This window comes from Fusibacter sp., from assembly GCF_057447755.1.
This window is the reverse complement of sequence record NZ_JBVBZF010000001.1, coordinates 1-20,584: the sequence shown is the minus strand read 5'-3', so window position 1 is coordinate 20,584 and position 20,584 is coordinate 1. Positions and strand designations below refer to the sequence as shown.

Here is a 20,584-nt window from a genome sequence, read left to right as displayed (position 1 = left end):
ATATCTCAACAAAAAACTGTTGAGAGCGTACAGATAAATAATACAAATATAAGAGTACAGTTCTATGGCCAACAATAGTGATTACAAAAAACCACGTATAAATTTATTCGACCTTCTGCCCAGTGTCTATCAGTCAGATGTTAATAAAGGGATTCTCGAGAATCTCCATAATCGTTTCCTGACAAAAACAGAATTGGAGAAGGTTGTCGGTATGATTGGTAAGAAATTACCAACAGACGTGGATGTCAATTTAATTCCTGAACAGACTACTCATCGTCAAGCATGGCAATTGCAACCATTATTGTACAAAAAAGTTGCAACAGTAGATCATGCGTCTTCTTACTATGATATCTTACAACAGGCTGAACGTCTTGGTGTAGATCGTGAACGACTACCACTATGGGGTAATACAGAACAGTTTAATTTTATCCCACCAATTGATATTGATAAGTTAATCAATTATACAAGTTACTATTGGTATGATCCTGAAAATCCTGGTTCAACTCCCCAGTATATTACTATTCAGAATAAGTGTACTAAAACACAGGCTATCTTAAATGCTGCTATTGATGATGTTGGTGGTGAACTTATTCATCCAATAATTGGCTTAAATGAAATTACAAATGAACTAACAATTGCACATAATTTTGAAAGTGCATTTGAACCAGGATCGTCTTTAAATATTGAATTTTCGACTATTAATGATGGTGCATATACAGTTAACTCTGCTATCTATGATGGTAATAATACGATTATTCGTTTAAATGAATCAGTCACAAATAGTGGTGATTGGGGTCGTGTTAATATTTCATCACGTTTTGAAGAGTATTTCAGAAATCGTGATTGTACGTGTTATGGTGAATCAGGTTGGGATAAAGAAGGTTGGGATGATAATGATGGATTTAATTCTCCAATCCCAGCTGGATATCCTGTAGACTATCCAACACCAGATGGAGTCCATAACTGGGATCAATCAGATAGTTGTCCAATGCAGAATGATGCATGGTCGCGTGAAAATAAATGGGTACATATTGCTGATGTACCAAACACATCAATTGCAAAAAGAGCTGAAGGTCCAATTATCGAATACTTACCTGACGTTCAGTTGAATGAATGGAGTAAAACAACTTTTCGTTGGAAGTATCGTGCCCTAACAAATAATGCTTGGGTTGAAGTAGATACAGAACCAACATCAGCCGAAATTGCAAATGGTTATCCAATCCAAAGTGTTGGTACAAATCAGTTTACTGTTGCAGGTGATTATTCAGAAGAATTTACAATTAATACACAAATACTAATTCGTGATAATGCAAGCAATATTATTAGTCAATTAACTGTAACCAATGTTTCTGTTGCTAGTAATGTAACAACTGTGACAGTTGTGGAGCCTACTACAACTATTACTACAAGCCATTTTGTTCTACCGTTTGCAGTTACCTCACGTGGTGATGCTTGGTTAGACTTTTTCGACCAGTGGTTATATGTTGGTGTTAAAGAAGTTGTTCCTGTAGAACATCAAATTGAAGCAACATCAGTACTAGCAGATCAATATCTAATTCCACTTGGTGCATCTGGATTAGACTTACAGCGTTTTGAATTTACAGCTGGAAATCAAAATAAAGTTATTAAAGGTGCTGATGATATTAGAGTTTATGTTAATGGCATTCGTGAATATGTAACATATCAAGAATTAACTGAACTTGACATCTATGGTAGTGGGGATAATTTTTATGTTCGTGGTATTGAATTTTTTGATCCAAAAGCAGAATTTGATTTAGTTCGTATTGAATTAAGTGCAGCAGCCGAAGAAGATGTTGGGAATGAATTGATTAGTGTTCGTACTGTTGAAGATAATACTGAATATGAAACTCAGAAGTTAGCACTTATTCAACCTACCCTAGTTTCATTAGTAAATTATCGTAAAGTAGAACAGACTAAAACAATTGGTGTTCACACTTATCCACAATTTAATATGTTTACAGTTACAGGTGATTTCTATGGAGTATCACCATTATTCCAATTCTTAGAATCATCCGATGCTGAAATTAATTCTCGTTTAAACAAACGTATTGTAACATCAAACTTCGGTACTAATTATCATTTCCAGCAACATTTAGTTGATAATACAGGTCGAGTATATGCTTACAAAGATATTGCTACTATTGATATTGACAATTTAACAGGATTGCAAACTATTTGGCGTAAAGGTTATGGTGATGCAGAACAGTATGTCCCTGCAAAAATGACAGCTGATCGCCATCGAATTGTTGACTTGAAAATTGCACTTAGCGATGCAGACACAGAGACATTCTCACTTGCAATTAAGCATGGTGACTGGACTGATCTTTTTGTTGCTGGTTCAACATTAACAGTTTCAGATAGTACAGCTGATGATGGCCTGTACACAGTTGCATCATCTAGTTATGATGGGTTATATACACATATTGTTGTAGAAGAAGGTATTGGTACAGCAACACAAGGTGATGGCATCATTACGTCAAATACAATTGCAGATTGGGAAATACCAAACCAATTATACTACAATGCTTCACATGAGGATCGTCAAGAAATAACATTTTCTCAATTACTAACACATTTCAATACTATTATTGCTGGTCAACAAGCCCCAGCTAATATTGTTCGTTATTCATCTTCAATGTGGAGAATTTTAACTAACCCAAATTATGGTATTGGTGGTACAATTAAAGAACATAATGATAGTTATGATACATTTTTGTCATCTTTGTTTATTGATAGTAGTAATCCATTACAAATAATTGAGTTTGCCCAAAATCGATATGAAACAAACTTGAATACAATCCAAGAAGGATTTGATCAAAACTTCATGGATCATTTAACTATTTTGGATGATGCTCATTTAGTCGATCTAGCAAAAGTTGTATCGGATTTTGGTATTCAATCATTTGAGCAAAATGATGTTAATGCTACAGTATATGGTGATAGTAATACGTTTAATCCACAAACTAGTCAAGGTATTCGTGGTTGGATTGCAACTTTGCCATTTATTAGAATGCGAAATAAAGTTGCTCCAGTGTGGTTAGGTGATGATAAGTTAGGTGTTTCTGAAATATTACATCATGATGGACATGTATCGACACGTTTAATGGATTCAACATTAGTTGCAGATGTTATTGATTATTTGACAACTACAGCATATTCAACTATTGAAGGTGTGTGGTGTTACTCAGGAACAATTGATCCAGAGACGGACTACAATACATATTTTACAACATATACTGGTCGTAAAGGTAAGTACTGGTATAATACTTCAACTGGCAAATTGTATCGATTTAGTGCTAGTTATATTAGTGCAAGTCAACCAGCAGCCTCAACAGCTTTAGAAGGGGCTTTATGGTATAATACAGATACAGATGAACTATGGCAATTCCAAAGTAATGTTTGGGTATCTATTGCAACGGGTGGAGATATAAGTCTAGCTTGGAAAGAGATTGATATTGAACAGACTTTTCAAATTCAATTGCTTGAAGTTGAGCGCCGATTATTTGATGCTGCTCCGTTAATTCCAGCACCAATATTTGATATTCAGGCATTAGAAACAGCCGAACCATTAGTATTTGCTTCTTTAGTTGAAGAAGCTTTTTACGATTACATTCAACGTAGTGAAATTGATGATCCATTTTCAGCTACTGGTTTTTACAGTGCTACAGATCCGTTCTCTTGGAACTATAGTGGTGTTCCAGATGCTCCAATTGGTCTTACTGGTATTACAACGTGGCCTACCTCAGCGGCTAACACAACAAAGCCTTGGGGCGCAAATTGGTGGACAATTTATGAACAAATCTTTAATACTCCATACCCACATTTAGAACCATGGAAACTGCAAGGTTTTGTTAGTAAACCAGTATGGTGGGATGAGGAATATAAAGATTTAACAGGTGCTAGACGTTGGATTTATGATCATAATACCACAACAGGAATGTGGGAAAACATTCGTATTGGAAAAATTCCTGCAGGCCGTACGTATCCTGATGGAACTGTTAGTACAGGTAATGCATTAGCTGATGGTCAACAATTAACAACATACAATTATTTCTGTGTTAATATTGATGATGTGGCACATGGTAGCTATGGTCCAGATGATTTATTACCACCATACTTAAATGAAACAATTTATCCATCATTATCCACAACTACTAATCGTACGTTAATTAAAAATGAATCTGGTACTATTCCAACTAACCCATCATCATTTCCTGGTGTAACATTAATCTATCATGATTATGTTTATGGACAAAATGGACCAACAGAATGGGAATATCACAAGTCTAGTCAATTTGCTTATGATCTATTAAAAATTGCGTATCAAATGCAACCAGTACGATTCATGCATCAAGTATGGGGTAATGATTATATTTCTGTTGGTGGATTAAATATTGATTTACGAACCGAAAAAGTTTTTAGTCATGTTGATACAAATTTCCATGGTGATTTAATAGACAATGAAGTATACATTGTTCCTGGACTTAGTCAGTGGTACACAAATTTTAATCGATATAATTCAATTGATAATAAGACATCTGATTTTAGAGCAGTGTGGACTGAATGGGAACCTACATTAGCTTATCAGTTTGGATCAGCTGTTGAAACAAGTTCATTTCAAATAGCTGCACGTTCAGCTGATTTAACAGATCAAGACTATAGTTTTGTTTTGAAACGCTCTCCAGGTTTATTAGATCGTTGGGTAGATTCATTACGTATTACAACAACTAAGTTTGGACCACGTCGTATTAGTTCTGATAGTGGATCCGATTGGGAATTTCTTGTTGATATTCCAACATCAGTTAGTCGTGTTGTTAAATATTATGATATAGTTCGTTATTTGGTTATTGACTTTTTACAATCCATAACTTTCGGTACGCCCACCGGATTGCGCGACACAATTTATGAATATACCATGACCATTAAAGTTGGTGATGATATTCAAATTCCTGTATCTATTCAAGGCCAAAATGCACAAACAATGCAAGATTTGATGAATGCCATTAACGCTGAAATAGTTGCAAATTCTACTGAAACTGTTGTGGCATCAATTGTGAATGGAAGTGTTGTCATCGAACATGCTGATACAGGAATTGGTACAGATATTACAATCATCAATGATAATATTTTTCCAAATGTAATTGGATTTGATCAGTATCGTCAAAAATATATTAATGAATTTACAGCCTTATCTGCAGCACACGCATCTACTGTTTGGAAGCATAATATTCTTGATACGTCACAAGAGCAGTCGGTATTATTTCCTTTGAAAATTACTGGAATGCAAAATGTTATTAATTTTATAGATGGTTATGTAGCTCATGCAAAGGGACAAGGATTTATATTTAATGATTCGGATGCTTCCGAAACAGATGAAGAAACAGGTCGAACAGTAAATTGGCAAACAGAAACTGAACGTTTTATTGACTATATGTATCGCTTACGTAGTGTGCACTATGATCCAATTGAAACATTAGCAGCTAATCCATCGTTTGAATTGAATCCTTTACGTAATCATATTTGGTTTGAAACGGATCAAGGTATAATTGCAAATATTCGTACTGGTCCAAACCAAGATATTTTTACAGAACAAACAATATATGACCAATATGGTCGTCCATTAACTGCAGACCACATTCGTGTTTATCGTGAGGATAAGAAAGGCCATATTACAATTATCCCTGAGTTAGCAAATGATTTGGATCCAAACATTCAAGGAACAATGTATGAATACTTACACATTGGTGGTATTCATTTGTTTGTTGATGGATATGAACATATTATGTTGTTGGGGGATTACACAGTAGATAATAATTTATTGTATGATCCTTTCATTGGACTTGATGCAACAACATTTGCAGTTGAGTTTGATCGTCTAGGCGAAATAACCCAACGTCCAAATGCTGGTGGTTATTTCTTACACAATAATTCTTTGGTACCAAATTTTGAAAATAGTGTTGAATCTTTACAAACAATGTACGACTCCCTTAAAGTTGGAGGCAATACTTTATTGGCACGTGAAGCTCAAAGATTGCTCGGATTTCAAGATCCTAGCTACTTTGATAACTTAGGTATAAATGATCGTTCTAAATTCTTATTCTGGCGTGGTCTAATCCAACACAAAGGTTCGGTTAATTCACTTACAGCTCTCATAAACTCAAAACAGTTTGAAGAAGCTGAACTAGATGAATTCTGGGCTTATAAGATTGCAGAGTTTGGAGATTCTGATCGTAAAGAATATCCTGAAATTAACTTATTCTATAACGATGTTAATTTTGATCAACTAAAGCTTCATTTCACAAACTTAGATGCTACCACAACGACAGGTGGCACAGGTGGAGTTGGTGGCGCATCACTTAGTACAACAGCTCTTGGATCAATGGAGAGTATTGTTCCACTTATTAATGTTGATGATCCACTGCAAACTGGTTTTATTCAAGTTCGTGGTGATGATCAAGATCGTTGGTTTGAACAACCCGACCAAGTTGAGAAGTTTGTACAAGGAGCTGATAACTTATTCTTCCACGCTGAAGTAACAGATGTCAAAGATGCAAGACCAAAATATGAAGGGTCTGTAATTTTTGAATCTGATGTATTAGCTGATGATGTTCGTATCGTATTCTTTCAAGGAAACGAACGAGTTATTTTACCAATTGCTGATACTGGTGGTCCATATTGTGGTATTACGAATGAGGTTGTAACATTTAATGGAACAGCATCAGAGCCAGGTATTGATCCTTCAGCAACAATGACATATGATTGGGGCTTTGGAGATGGTGATGCTATTGTTGGTGGTTCAGCAATTGAAACTCATACTTATACAGCTCCTGGTGTTTATAGTGTCACATTACAAGTAGATGATGGAAGTTATCAGTCAATTTCAACCTCATCGTTAGTTCGAATTTATGATCGTCCAACAGCAAATACTGGTGGGACATATTATGGTATTGAAGGTGATACTATTAATTTCAATGGTGCATCATCAATGGCATCTAATGGTGGATCAATCACGTTTGAATGGGATTTTGATTATAATGGCTCCACTTTTCTACCCACAGGTTCAGGTGTGCTGCCTAACCACACATATTCTGCAGCAGGCACATATATTGTAGCTTTACGTGTGACAGAGGATGTGGGAGCCGAATGTTCTCCTGTACAATCAACTATAGTAACTACAACTGTTGAGATTGGATATCCAATTCCTGTTGCTGATCCAGGTGGTCCATATACAGCACTAGTTAATCAAAATATACAAATGGATGGAAGTGCATCACAATCATTCTCTGGAAATCCATTAACATATCGTTGGGATTTTGGAGATGGTAGTTCATTAGGAGCAGGTGTCAATCCAAATCATGTTTACACTTCGCAAGGTAATTATGTTGTCACATTAATAGTAAATGACTCTTTAAATGATTCTCTACCAGCATCAACAACAGCAACTGTTTCTGTTGGTGTACCACACGCTGAAGCAAATGGCCCATATACTGTTCAAGTTAATACACCTTTAACTTTAACGGGTGTTGGATCATACGATCCAAGTAATTTACCATTAACATATCGTTGGGATGTTACAAATGATGGATCATATGACTACACAGTTAGTGCAGATCCTGGTCTACAGGCTCATACATATACTTCAGTTGGTACTTACACAGCAAAACTACAAGTAGATAATGGTACAAATACAAATATTGATACAGCAATAGTAAGTGTAATTTCACCACCTCCACCAGTAGCAAATGCTAACTGCCCATATAGTGGTATTCAAGGTACAGCAATTAATTTCGATAGTACAGGCTCATATGATCCATCTTCATTACCATTAACATATTATTGGACATTTGGGTACGGGGGTGCAAGTAGTACAAGTCCAAATCCATCTTATACATATCCTGCAAGTGGAACATATACAGCTACTTTAACGGTTAATAATGGTTTTAGTACAGATTCCCAATCTTGCACAGTAACTGTAGCAGCACCTGTAGTACCTGTTAGTATGGTTGTTGATCCTGTTAACTATGGTGGAATTTATAGCCAAGACCAACTTCCTGATTTGACACCAAATGCTTGGGACTTCACTTGTACAGTAACAATGTCAGATGCTTCAACATTCCAAATTAGTGATGAAGCTTCTTGGACAAATTCAAATTACTATGGTCCAATTGATGCAAATACTGGTGTTATTACAACATTAGATTTACCACCAACATACCCACAACTTGGGGATTATATTCGTGCAACGTATGTATATCCAGGTAATGGACAAACATTAATTGCAGGTAGAACAGTTTATATTGTTAATCAGCCACCTGTATTAACATCTATAGATGTCACAGGAAATACAGATCTTTGTGAGTGTGGAAATGCAAGTACATACACAGCAACTGGTCACTATGATGACGGTTCAACTGCTAATATTACAAATGATGTAACATGGTCTGCAAATGTTGGTTGGGTATCAAATATTAATAATGAATTTAGTGTAGATTGTAATGTTATTTCTTCAAATACACCATTTGTCATCTCCGCAACTTTGGGTGCAGTTACAGGTACACTAAATGCTACTGGTATTGCAGTAGGCTCAGGAAACTGGGCTAATTTCTCACCAACGGCTTGTCAAGGTACTCCTGTAGCTTTGAAGGCTGGTTTATATGATGTTGTTCCATTAGGTACAGCAAATAATGTTGTTACACCTTCTGGTACAAAGAACGGATTGCCAAGATTTGTTGTTATAATGAATAGCACTCAAAAAGAGAGTGCTTGGATCTCAACAAATGCTCAATTATTTTTCTTTATAATTGCTGTTGATGGATCAGATGTATATGTTCAGCGAACAGATTGGCAGGGAATGGAATATGGTCGTGATGTTAGCATTGGAAACTTTTCAAGTAATGTTGGTGCTTTCCACTTAGGTGCAATAGGATCAAGTGGAGTATTATCTACTCTAGCACCGTTTGAATTAAATGCAGATTTTGCTTCACCAACATTTACGTGGGGCAAAACATTAGCTACATATCTTGGACCAACATCACCAGGTGGACGTGTATCCTATACGGATATTATTGGCACGTCTAGTACACAAGGTGTGTTAGGATTTACGAATTTAGATAGTAATATTCGTGCTGCAATTGCATTAAATATGTCTGGAACTGGTACAAATCGGGTATGTCGTATGGGTAACGGTCCAACATCATATACTGGTCAAGATATTGGTACCAATTATGTTACTGTTGGTAATACAGGTAGTGATCATCGAATTTGGTTGGCTCAAGGTAGTGGTAAAGCATTAATGACCTATCGCGTTGATAATCCGGGTGGTTCTACAACTTGGTATTCTGGTCAGATCACAGTTAGTGGTACAAATGTTGGTGTAAATACACAATCGACAATTTCCTCAACAATTGGACACAATTTAGATCATTTAGGCATTGATCCATTGGAGAGTGGAACTGCATTAGTAATAGGTGAAGGTGACGATAATATCGTTAGAATCCAATCAGTAAATAGTAGTGGTGCGAAAACAGGTTCACTAAAAATTTGTGATACTATAGGAATGTATGATGGTGGTGCATATTTTATGCGTCCAGCTGCTTGCCAAGTCGGCACATCTGATCGCTTGGTTGCATATCGTCGCAGTACATCAATGTATTTGAGAGTTTTCAATAGTTCATTAAATGAAATTGCGTTAAGTAGCAATTATTTTGGTGGATATCAAAATCCACATTTATTCAGACTCGATGCATCGAGAGTTTTAATTTTTTATCAATCTAGCGGTGGTACAGTATACGCTAGAGTATTACAGGTTTAATAATGCCAATATCACCAACAGCAGTCAATCCATATGTTATTGCTCCTGAATATATTATTGGGACCAACAATATTGTTGTTTTTGTCAATGGTAAACTGACATGGAATTTTGAAGAAGTTGCAGGGACTGCAGGTTCAATCGTATCTAATGTAGTCAAAATTAATGATCCAATAACAACATTGGATAAGATTGTTGTCGTTAGACGTCCAGGTATTTTGCAATCTCCAGAAAAAATAAATGCAACTCATTATCGAGTACCTGAATATGATCAAATTATTCAAGAATTAATTCTTCACACAACCGCCTCACAGGTGTATGATGGCGATAAAGATATGTGTGAACAGAATGGATACGTATATTATAATGGGGCTTGCTATGATACACGTGATGGTGCATACGTCAAAATGTATTCACTTAATCCTGCAAAAACAAAATTAAGTCCAGGCAAGATTATTGACTTTAAGAGTGAAGTTGTTTTACATGATGTTCCTGTTTGGGATCCAGCTCGACATCATCATTCACCCCTTCCATCAAAAGATGTTGATTTTCAAATTCCAGGTGATATTGCTCAATATAGTTATGCATTAGATGGAAATATTAATGCTGATGGTGACTATTGGCTTAATAATCATATTGATCAAATTTGGTTTGATACCTATGATTTAGCTTATGTACCATATTATGACGATCAAATGTTTAATACAGAAGATCGTATTAAATATTGGGCAGCGTTAACTGATTGGGCAAGTGTTGATGTGTATCAGTGGACAAAATCCTCTGTTCCACCTGCTGACTATGCAACATTAGTTGCAAGTCAAGCTACGGATACTTCAATTGATTCAAACGATAAAGCATCAGGAACTCCACTAAAAGAATTATATAAGAAACGTCGAGAATATGTCGATTTTAGCATCAATGTGGCTGCGTATGCTAGTGCTCAGATTGTTATGGATACTAGTATTACGGGTGCATTGGGAAGTTCAAATGAAACTCAGTTAACTGTAGCAGATTATGATTTCGATTTAACAATCAATACAACAACATACACAATTGTTGTAAATGGTCGAATTGGTTCTACATATCAAGGTTTAGTCGATACAATTAATGAAGATTTACGTAATACTACAGTTACGGCTGAAATTGTTGAGAATGGTATCCAATTTACTACTGAAGATGAAACTGTTGAACACATTGAAGTAAATCAAGGTGTTGAAAATGATCTCCTTTCTGCTATAACTACAACCGAAGTTTTGCAGTACACTTATACATATGTGGCCACAAATCAAATTTCGATTACAGCCGATTTAACAGGAAAGGTTGAAATTGGTAGTGTGGTCTCAATTGTAGGATCATCAAATAATGATGGTTCATACGAAGTTGATACAGTTTCTTATGGTCCGATAACTACAATAACATTTGTAGAAAATTTACCTAGCGTTGTTGATGATGGAAATGTTGAAATTACAAACTATGTATCAACATTCGATTCAACCACATTTGATGTTCGAGTTGATAGTGAAATTACAGCTCAAATTGATCCATGTGAACCAACCGATTTAATAATGATACCATTTACAGCTGGGCGTGAAGTATTACTAACTACGGCTGATACGTTACCAGCTGAACTAGCAACTGAAACAACTTATACACTTCAACCAAAACTTAGTGCTTGGGTATTGCATGATCTTGATGGTAATGAAATTAGAGTTACTGATGAAGGTGTTGGTTTGCATCGATTAGTTGCCAAAGATTTTCCTACTGATTGGGTTCGTGATAAGAATTTATATACATCCTTTGTTGCTGGTGTAGATGGTGACTTGATACCTTATACAGGTGCCACAATCCAAGACGAATGTTTAGCAACTATAAACGGTAGCTGGGTTGCTGGAATGTGTTCAATTCCGTCTTCATTATTAGATGTTAAAGGTCAAAATCCTGAGATTGAAATTTGTGAAACTGTTAAAGTTTATGTAAATGGTATCTACATTACAGATGCAGAACTAGATGAAAATGGAAAACTTGATATTAATCAAGTTCCTGAATTAGCCTATATGACTACACTTGAAGGTGTAGCCTATAAATTTACTGATACACACATTGGAAAAACCTTTACGATTATTCGTGAAAAAGATCATCCTACTACGGAACAATTAGCGTTTGATCCAACTATTAAAGATGATGGCACAAATCTAGTTCAATATAAAGAAGATTATCCATATGTTCAATACCAGTATGAAGATTCGAGTAATAATTTAAAGTCTGAATACTTTTTCTGGGCAACAAATAAGAATACGAGAGCATCAGGTAAAACACATTCGGTTGTTGAATTGAAGGCTGAGATAGAAAATATTGGTCGTCCATATATGTTCTATCAGAATTTATTAGAAGGTTCTACTCGTGATATTAACATTGTTGGAAATATTCCAGTCGCTGATCCAGGTGGCCCATATTCAGCAGGGTTAGGTCAGACAATTTTCTTTAATGGTGCTGGTTCGGTGTCTCCTTCTGGTGATGTAAACGATTTAACATTCTATTGGGACTTTGGTGATGGTGTTTCAGGATCTGGAATTACACCATTCCATTTATATAATAATATTGGAACATATACAGTAACATTGTCAGTTGAATACAATGGTGAATTATCTGCTGAGGTCAGCACAACTGCAACAATTACATATCCTGAACCAGTTGCAGAAGCAAATGGACCATATACAGTTGATATAAACCAACAATTGTCTCCTAGCAGTCTAGGATCACAATCATTCTCAGGTAATCCATTAACTTATGATTGGAATTGGGGAGATAATAGTGCACATGGTACAGGAGCATCGGCTAAACACACATATACTGTTGCAGGTCTGTATACAATAACTTTAGTAGTTAATGATGGTATACAAGATTCTGTTCCTGATACAGCAGTTGTATCAGTTGAATATGGTGATCCGGTTGCAAATGCAGGTGGTCCATATTCCGTACAAGTTAACAGTCCTTTGGTATTTGCTGGATCTGGTACAGATCCAAACGGCTTACCTTTAACATATCAATGGGATTTTGGTGATGGTAATGTGAACAATAATGGTGGACCAACACCAACACACATTTATACAACATTAGGCACAAAAAATGTTTCTCTAGTTGTAACAAATGGTCAAACTACATCTGTTGCTTCAAATACAACAGTAACTGTAACAGCCCCACCTCCTCCTGTTGCTATTATAGGTGGAAGTGATCCAATAGATGCTTTACCTGGAGCCAATGTTGCTTTCGATGGTAGTGCATCTTATGATCCAAGCAATTTACCAATTACGTATGCTTGGGATTTTGACGTTTCTAATCCTGGTGTTGAACTGAGTACGTTACAAAATCCTTCTCACACTTATTCATCAACAGGTACATATTATGCACAGTTAATTGTTAGTAATGGTTATTCTAATTCAACAGCTGCTGTACGAGAAGTTCGATTAAGTGTTAAACCAATAGCTGATCCTGGGGGTCCATATACTATTGAAGAAGGTCAACCATTAACAATGGATGGTAGTGCATCAACGAATCCATCTGGTATTGGTACACTAACATATATTTGGGATTTTGGTGATGGATATAATGGATCAGGTCAAAGTCCAGTACACACTTGGGCAAGTACAGGAATGTATGTTTTATCGTTAGTGGTATTTAATGGTGTACATTATTCAGATCCTGTAACTACTACAGTAACAGTTGAAACTCCAAGCGTACAAAACCCAGGTGGTGGCTCTGCTGGTGCTGTAATTTCTATGTCTGATGATGGAACTAGATTAGTAATTGGCCAGTTTAATGATAGTACTATTTCTACAAATACTGGTAAAGTTGAACAGTATGACTATGTGGGAGGATATTGGACACTAATTAATACACTTTATCCACCTGTACCATCGGTTGCTCAGCAATATGGTAAACATATTGTTCTATCTGGTGATGGACTTACAATGGTTGTAAGTGATTATTGGTCTGTTATATACGTATACACATATTCTGGTGGTACGTGGTCTTTACAACAATCTTTTACTCCATCTGGACTCACATGGAATCCAACTGTCGATATGATGGACCTTAGTAATAATGGTGACGTTTTAGCAATCGGATCTACGGCAAGCAATAAGAAAGTATTCATGTATAAACGAACTGGTGGTACATGGGCTATTCAGCAAATCATAACACATGCTACAGATTATATTGGTTACGATGTTTCATTAAATTCAGCTGGAAATGTTTTAGTGCTTCCTTCTTATCTAGATGTGACTGCTCATGTATATACAGAGTCAGGTGGTACTTGGACACTAACACAAACTATTACTACCCCATCAAGTGCACAAGGAATTAGAGCTGTGGCTCTTTCAGGCGATGGTAATGTTATGTTATTAGCAGCTCCTGATGATGCAACGTATGGAACATCGGCTGGTTTAATTTGGTGTTATGTATATTCTGGTGGTAGTTATGTTTATGATAGTACTATTCCACCACCTATGCCATCACCATATCGTTTTGGACAATCAATCCATTTGAGCTATGCTGGGGATGTTGCAATAATGTGTTCAAACTATGTTCCTGTACTATACAGTAAGAGTGGAACTACCTGGACACCATACATTCAAGATAATGCAGGACCAGTAGCACACAACAATGCAGATATTGCTAAAGATAGCATTGCAACTGGTGATGTAATAGCATGTGTTGCTCCAAATACTTCAGGATCACCTGTAACATACAATTATAATTGGGGTAGTGGTGGAGGTCCAGCTGGAGGATATCAAGTATTTGCATTCAATACACCAGTTTCGGGTACAGATCCTGTTGGTATTCCATTCTCGTTTGGGCTTGGATATAATTGTGTTGTTGATGGTGGTATCAATCACTTTATTTTTGTTAATGTAACGGGAACAGAAACTTTTAATGATCTATTGCCTCTATTGTTAGCACCAGATGGTTCTACAGCATCAATTGATGGTGATGGTAATTTGCGTTGGACAAGTCCAACAACAGGTCCAACCTCAACAATATCATTAAGTGATAGTGGTTTCTTTTCGACATTGAATACATATCATCCTGGATCATTACAAACAGCAGTTCCTGGTACTTCTGATGTAGAAAATGCTTTTCTTAAGACGTTAGATGCTGTACCAATGTTAGCACCAATGGATATTGGTACAACAGAAATAGGTCCAACAGAAACTACAATTCTAACTGCTGCAGATGTAGCTTACTTTTTACCTGACAGATATACACAAGCTGTTGTGCGTGGTCTTGGTAATAGTGTTCGTGAAGATGATCGTTTGAAGATGAGATTCACCCAAGATTTTACTTTACGTGACAATTATTTAGATACAGATAATTCTTTACCTTATAAGATTCGTCATGGGGAAGCACAAACATTAGAATTAAAAGATAAACATTCTGAATGGGTTCTTTTCCGTGAGAAACAATCAGGTAATGTACCAGAAGTACTTTGGAACAAGATGGTAGAAGCTATTGTTGGATTCAAGTTGGCCGAATTGCAACAAGGTACTCTTATTCCTGTTCCAACACCTGATCGTGTTTTATATGATGAACAACATGGCACACAAACTCAATATGGGTTAGGTGATGGTCAAGCGTTTGTCAAACAATCAGCAGCAAAATCAACTATTCTTGGATTATTAACCGATCCAGCATTTGATACATATCCTGTTGATAAAGAATGGTTCTTAAGTAACTACAATCTAGACATACCATTAGATGCTGTTGCAATGATGGAATACATCTATGCACATTTCAGTTCAAGACAAGTAAATAGAATATTCTTTGAAGTATTCTATGATGCATTAGCTGATAAACATGAATATCCTGACATATTTAAAACATCTTTAATTGCTTTGCAGAATATCAGACTGTTAGAAACAGAAGAGGTAATTAAAGGTGAGTAGTTTTAGTAAAGAACCAATTCAAGGCTTAATTGAATATATTCATGAAATTAAGCCCTATCATACTAAATTGCTTGATGTATTTGTTCAATACCTGTATCAAGAAGATCTTAAAGTTACTATGTCCGAAAGACTTCAAATTGATATTGGTCTTGGCTTTACTGAAATAATTTCCCCGTTAATTCACATCGATTTACCAACCTCTCCAGTAGTTAATCCACTAATTGGAGATAGATATCGAGATGCAAGTACAGGCTATCTTTATGAATGGAATGGTACTGCTTGGGTTGCAGTTAACGATCCAACAGATAACTTAGCTGGTATAGAACTAAAAGAACAAATTGCTTTTAGTGTTGATGTCCTTGATTTAACAGATAATATGTTCGTTCATATAACAGAACCACAAGATCCTGGTTATGATGTTGGTGGTTATGGTACTGAATGGGATGGTAACGATGGTCCAATCGTTACTGTAGATCCTACTCCTTAAACGTAACTTGTCCAATCGCCTCTATAAATATTTCATATAAAATATAAAATATATGACCCATATCATAATAAATAATAACAAACTTATAGGGGATAACTATGCGAGTGCCATTTCGTCAAGGCTTGGTTCGTTATCAGACTGATATAGCGAATAATCCAACATTTCTTGCACCATCAGGATCGACTGTTAATCTAGTCGTATCACCTGATCCAACAATCATTAATTTTGCCCATCGTGAGGCAAACTATCTATTTGAAGAAAAAATTTCTATTACTGGAGCATGGCAAGGTCCATTCTCAGCAGGTAACGACTACTGGTTATATTTTGATATAGACCTTCTAACTGGTTTACGTTCTTTTGGACATACAACCTTAGAACCAGTTTATAGTCAAACAGCACCAGCCTCAGTTACAGGTCAACATTGGTTTGACCTAAAAGAAAACTTGATGAAATTTTTTAACGGAACAGCATGGCAAGAATGCATCCGTGTATTTGCAGCTAAGTATGATGAAGGTACAGTTATGGTACCTTATCCTATTGGTTCTCAAGTGGGTTTATTACAAGTCTCCTATCCTGGTTTTATTATGTTTGACGATGAAGAGAATCCAGTTCGTAAGTTCCGTCGTGGACGTCGAAGTGAATTCTTAACTACAGAGTCAGTTTTAGCAACACACTTATCAACTGGTGCAATTAACTTTGCTTTCGAAACAGCATTGCATATTGTTCAAGCAGTTGAGCCTATTCCTGAATACTACTTAATAACAAGTAAAGGAATAGATCAAGTTGGTGTTGCTTCACACTTAAATCAAACATCACCAATTATTGGTATGGTACGTGAGGATGTTTCAACGGGTCAATTTATTACTTACGTTCCAAGAGGTGTTGTTACACATGAAGAATGGAATTGGAATGTTTCACCTGGAACTCCTTTATTTTGTGGGGCTACAGGTCAAGTAACATTATCTGTCCCACAGTCTGGTACAATTCAACAAATCGGGTATGTTTTAACAAAGAAAACAATTTTTCTTGATACAGGTCACATGATTGTCTTGGAGGGTGCATAATGAGTAACTTAGTTCCCTTACATATAGACAAAGATTCTGGTAAGGTTGTTGCTAAGCCCATTCCTGGTATTGGCGGTGCTACAGGTGCATTTGGTTATGTTCACGAACAAATCACACCCGTAACTACTTGGACTATTACCCATGGTGGAAGTACACAACAACTAATACATCGTATTTTCGACTCAAATTATGAAGAAGTAATTCCAGATAAGTTTAAAATTGTAGATGCAGATACAGTCGAGGTGACATTCAGTGCACCGATGTCAGGTATAGTACATCTGATTTATTTTGCGGTGGTATAATTATGAATAAAGTATTTGAAACTCAAGACATCGTTTTGGCTGCATCCTTAAAAATTCATGGCTATGATCTAGTTAAGATCACAAAGAAAGGAAACATTGGAACATTTATATTTGAAAATGTTGATAATGAATTTTTAAACAATTATAACTTAGAAAAGATCGATGTTAGTCCAATCCAGTTTAATAATGTTATTAAACAATTAACTACATCAGTTCGAAGAATGCAATAAAAAGGGTATTCTATAACTTATTGAAAGGCGACTTTTAGTCGCCTTTTTCAATCCTAAGGATAAATATAGGGGTAATACAAGGAAGGTAAATGGACTACGAAACACAGGATATCATCTTAGCAGCATGCCTTAAATTAAATGGTTACGAACTAGACCGAATTGAAAAAATTGGTAATCGTGGAACCTTTTTCTTTAATAATGTGGATAATGAATTTCTCCAACAATTTGACCTAGATAAAATTCGCGTCAAACCAATTGCCTTTAATAATATGATAAAACAGCTGACTACCACCGTTAGACGAATGGTAACCAGCTGATTCCATAAATAAATATACCAAGTAATTTTTCACAGTTTTTAAGAGGAGATCCTAATGGCTTTTGTTGTTGATGATAATGTCAAGATTCAGAAGAAGGGTGGTCAATCAGGTACGAAGCCTATGTCACCAGAATTTGATGGGGTAGTCACTGAAGTATTAGCAGGTAGTCAATATAAAGTCAAGCCTGTGTATACAGTGATGATTGGTAGATTTGATGCATTCTTTCCTGACTTCATAGTAGATGAAGCAGATATGACTGCAGCTGTATAAAAATCTAATAGATTCAAAAACTTAGAGTTTTTAGTCTACATATAAGAAATAATAAATAAATCAATTGAAAATTTTAACTAGTTAGTATTTTTTAGGAGAGTAACCAATGGTTATTAATGGTAATCTTAAGTTCCATACGCTTGGATCAGGCGAATTACAAAACGCAGTGATTGAAAAGTTGGCATCGGATCCAACAGGCGTGACAGGACGAATTTATTATAACACTACCTCCAGTGAGTATCGTTTTTACAACGGTTCTACATGGACAGCATTTGCTACAGGTAGTGGTGGGGCGGCATCTCAAACTGAAGTAGATGCAATTGAAACATCTTTGGGTGCAATGGTTAACTCATCAGGTGTTTTCCAAGGTGCAACTGTCGATGCTGCAATGACAAATGTTACAGGCTCGACAGACATTTATGATGTATTACAACAATTAGATGCAGCAATAAGTGGTAAAGACCAATTGTCAGAATTGCTTGATGTAACTATCACGGCATCTGCTGCAAACGAAGTTTTAATGACTACGGGTGCAAATACTTGGGTTAACTACACATTAACTGAAGCTGGCATTCAAGCATTAGATGCAGGTTTGACAAGTATCGCAGGTTTAACAACTGCAGCAGATACAATGATCTATACTACAGCATTAGATACATATGCAACAGTTTCAACTACTTCTTTTGGCCGTGGTCTATTAAGTGAAACGGATGCAGCTTCAACACGTACTACTTTAGGTTTAGTTATTGGTACCGATGTTCAGGCATATGATGCGAACAATGCATTTACTAATGTTGCACAAACATTTAGTGCTTTACAAAAATTCCCTGATAACTTGTTTAATATTACTGGTAGTGTTGATGCAACTAAATTGTTGGCCTTTGAAGTTGATGGTTTAACAACTGCAACTACTCGTACAATTACAATGCCTGATCAAGATATTGATCTAACACCAACTACTGGTACATTCCAAGGTTCAGATGCATTCTTAACCTCAATTGCAACTCTAGGTACTGCTGCAAATAAAATGCTTTATACAACGGCTGTTGATACTGCTGCAGAAACTGATTTGTCAGCATATGCACGCACAAACATTTTGAATGTTGCTAGTGAATTAGCATTCCAACAATCTGTTAATTTGGAAATTGGTGTTGATGTTCAAGCGTATGATGCTACAATCTTAAATTCAGCAGATATTGGTGTAACAGTACAAGCGTATGATGCTGATTTGACAACAATTGCTGGTTTGACTGAAGTTGATGGTGGTTTCTTAGTTGGTACAGGTACAGGTTGGACTGTTGAATCTGGTGCAACTGCCCGCACATCTATGGATGTTTATAGCACAACAGAAGCAACTAACGCATTTGTAAATGTTTCTGGTGACACAATGGATTCCGCTGCCAACTTGGTATTTTCTGGTGGTGGTACAATCACAGGTTTGCCAACTAGTCCTTCTGCTGCAACAGAAGCAACATCAAAACAATATGTTGACAATTTGGTTACTTCTGGCGTTGTTTGGAAAGATCCAATCATTGATCCTAATTTATATGATATAGTTTCAGCTGAACCTGTTTCACCAGTTGTTGGCGCTGTCTATATTGCATATGAAGGTGTTGGTACATTAACAGATTCACCTTGGGGTGGTACAACTACTCCTGCGGTTGCAGATAATGATGTATTATATTGGAATGGTACAGATTGGATAATTATCGATACTTTAGGTGCTGGTGATCGCTTCATTGTTGCTGGTGAGGGTTTAGACCTACCAAGTACTTCGAATGGTTTATTCACTGCTGGTTTCCGTGATGGTGAATTAATTGAATTTGTATCAGGTGATCCAAATACCTTTAGTAACTGGACAGTTCCACATGATGCATTTTACCAAGTATTAGGATTCACAGCAGTAAAAGCTGGTGGTGATTCTACTGGATTTGCTAATGATGCAACAGTTTATGCATTAGATGTTAAAGTTGGCGCAACCACAAAAAATATTTTAGTTACAGGTTCAGCAGCACAAACATTTACAAGTTTGGTCTCAGAGATGAACACAGATTTGTCTGGTACTGCAACTGCAACATTGGTATCTCCTGATGGACATATCCATATTGCGGCTGATGATGGTGTTAGCCATGTGACAATCATT

General features: G+C 36.2%; 9 protein-coding genes. All 9 read left to right on the top strand.

Features of this window, described 5'->3' with window-relative positions:
- The first annotated feature begins 64 nt into the window (after nucleotides 1–64).
- Complete coding sequence (locus AC220I_RS00045; protein ID WP_486721788.1) at nucleotides 65–9,832, top strand: PKD domain-containing protein; 9,768 nt, start codon at nucleotides 65–67, stop codon at nucleotides 9,830–9,832.
- Nucleotides 9,833–9,834: 2 nt separating this feature from the next.
- Nucleotides 9,835–15,771: a PKD domain-containing protein gene (locus AC220I_RS00040; RefSeq protein WP_486721787.1), complete on the top strand. Its 5,937-nt coding sequence runs from the start codon at nucleotides 9,835–9,837 to the stop codon at nucleotides 15,769–15,771.
- Nucleotides 15,764–16,258 carry a hypothetical protein gene (locus AC220I_RS00035; protein ID WP_486721786.1) on the top strand — a complete coding sequence of 165 codons (495 nt, stop codon included), beginning with the start codon at nucleotides 15,764–15,766 and terminating at the stop codon, nucleotides 16,256–16,258. The genes AC220I_RS00040 and AC220I_RS00035 overlap by 8 nt, the downstream gene beginning before the upstream one ends.
- 98 nt (nucleotides 16,259–16,356) lie before the next feature.
- Nucleotides 16,357–17,322, top strand: a complete 966-nt coding sequence (locus tag AC220I_RS00030) for a hypothetical protein (RefSeq protein WP_486721785.1) — start codon at nucleotides 16,357–16,359, stop codon at nucleotides 17,320–17,322.
- Entirely contained in the window at nucleotides 17,322–17,624 is a 303-nt protein-coding gene (locus AC220I_RS00025; RefSeq protein ID WP_486721784.1) for a hypothetical protein, read from the top strand. The genes AC220I_RS00030 and AC220I_RS00025 overlap by 1 nt, the downstream gene beginning before the upstream one ends.
- 2 nt (nucleotides 17,625–17,626) lie before the next feature.
- A complete protein-coding gene (locus AC220I_RS00020; protein WP_486721783.1) occupies nucleotides 17,627–17,854 on the top strand; it encodes a hypothetical protein in 228 nt (75 codons plus the stop codon).
- 89 nt (nucleotides 17,855–17,943) lie between these two features.
- The gene (locus tag AC220I_RS00015) at nucleotides 17,944–18,171 is read left to right on the top strand and encodes a hypothetical protein (protein WP_486721782.1); all 228 of its coding nucleotides are present in this window, start codon (nucleotides 17,944–17,946) and stop codon (nucleotides 18,169–18,171) included.
- A gap of 54 nt (nucleotides 18,172–18,225) precedes the next feature.
- Nucleotides 18,226–18,441, top strand: coding sequence for a hypothetical protein (locus AC220I_RS00010; protein ID WP_486721781.1), 216 nt, complete (start codon nucleotides 18,226–18,228; stop codon nucleotides 18,439–18,441).
- Between the two features lie 106 nt (nucleotides 18,442–18,547).
- A partial coding sequence (locus AC220I_RS00005; RefSeq protein WP_486721780.1) for a hypothetical protein occupies nucleotides 18,548–20,584 on the top strand: 2,037 nt, incomplete at its 3' end.

Coding starts and splice junctions, on each gene's coding strand:
- AC220I_RS00010 (WP_486721781.1), top strand. CDS start 18,226: ATGGCTTTTGTTGTTGATGATAATGTCAAGATTCAGAAGAAGGGTGGT.
- AC220I_RS00045 (WP_486721788.1), top strand. CDS start 65: ATGGCCAACAATAGTGATTACAAAAAACCACGTATAAATTTATTCGAC.
- AC220I_RS00015 (WP_486721782.1), top strand. CDS start 17,944: ATGGACTACGAAACACAGGATATCATCTTAGCAGCATGCCTTAAATTA.
- AC220I_RS00030 (WP_486721785.1), top strand. CDS start 16,357: ATGCGAGTGCCATTTCGTCAAGGCTTGGTTCGTTATCAGACTGATATA.
- AC220I_RS00040 (WP_486721787.1), top strand. CDS start 9,835: ATGCCAATATCACCAACAGCAGTCAATCCATATGTTATTGCTCCTGAA.
- AC220I_RS00025 (WP_486721784.1), top strand. CDS start 17,322: ATGAGTAACTTAGTTCCCTTACATATAGACAAAGATTCTGGTAAGGTT.
- AC220I_RS00020 (WP_486721783.1), top strand. CDS start 17,627: ATGAATAAAGTATTTGAAACTCAAGACATCGTTTTGGCTGCATCCTTA.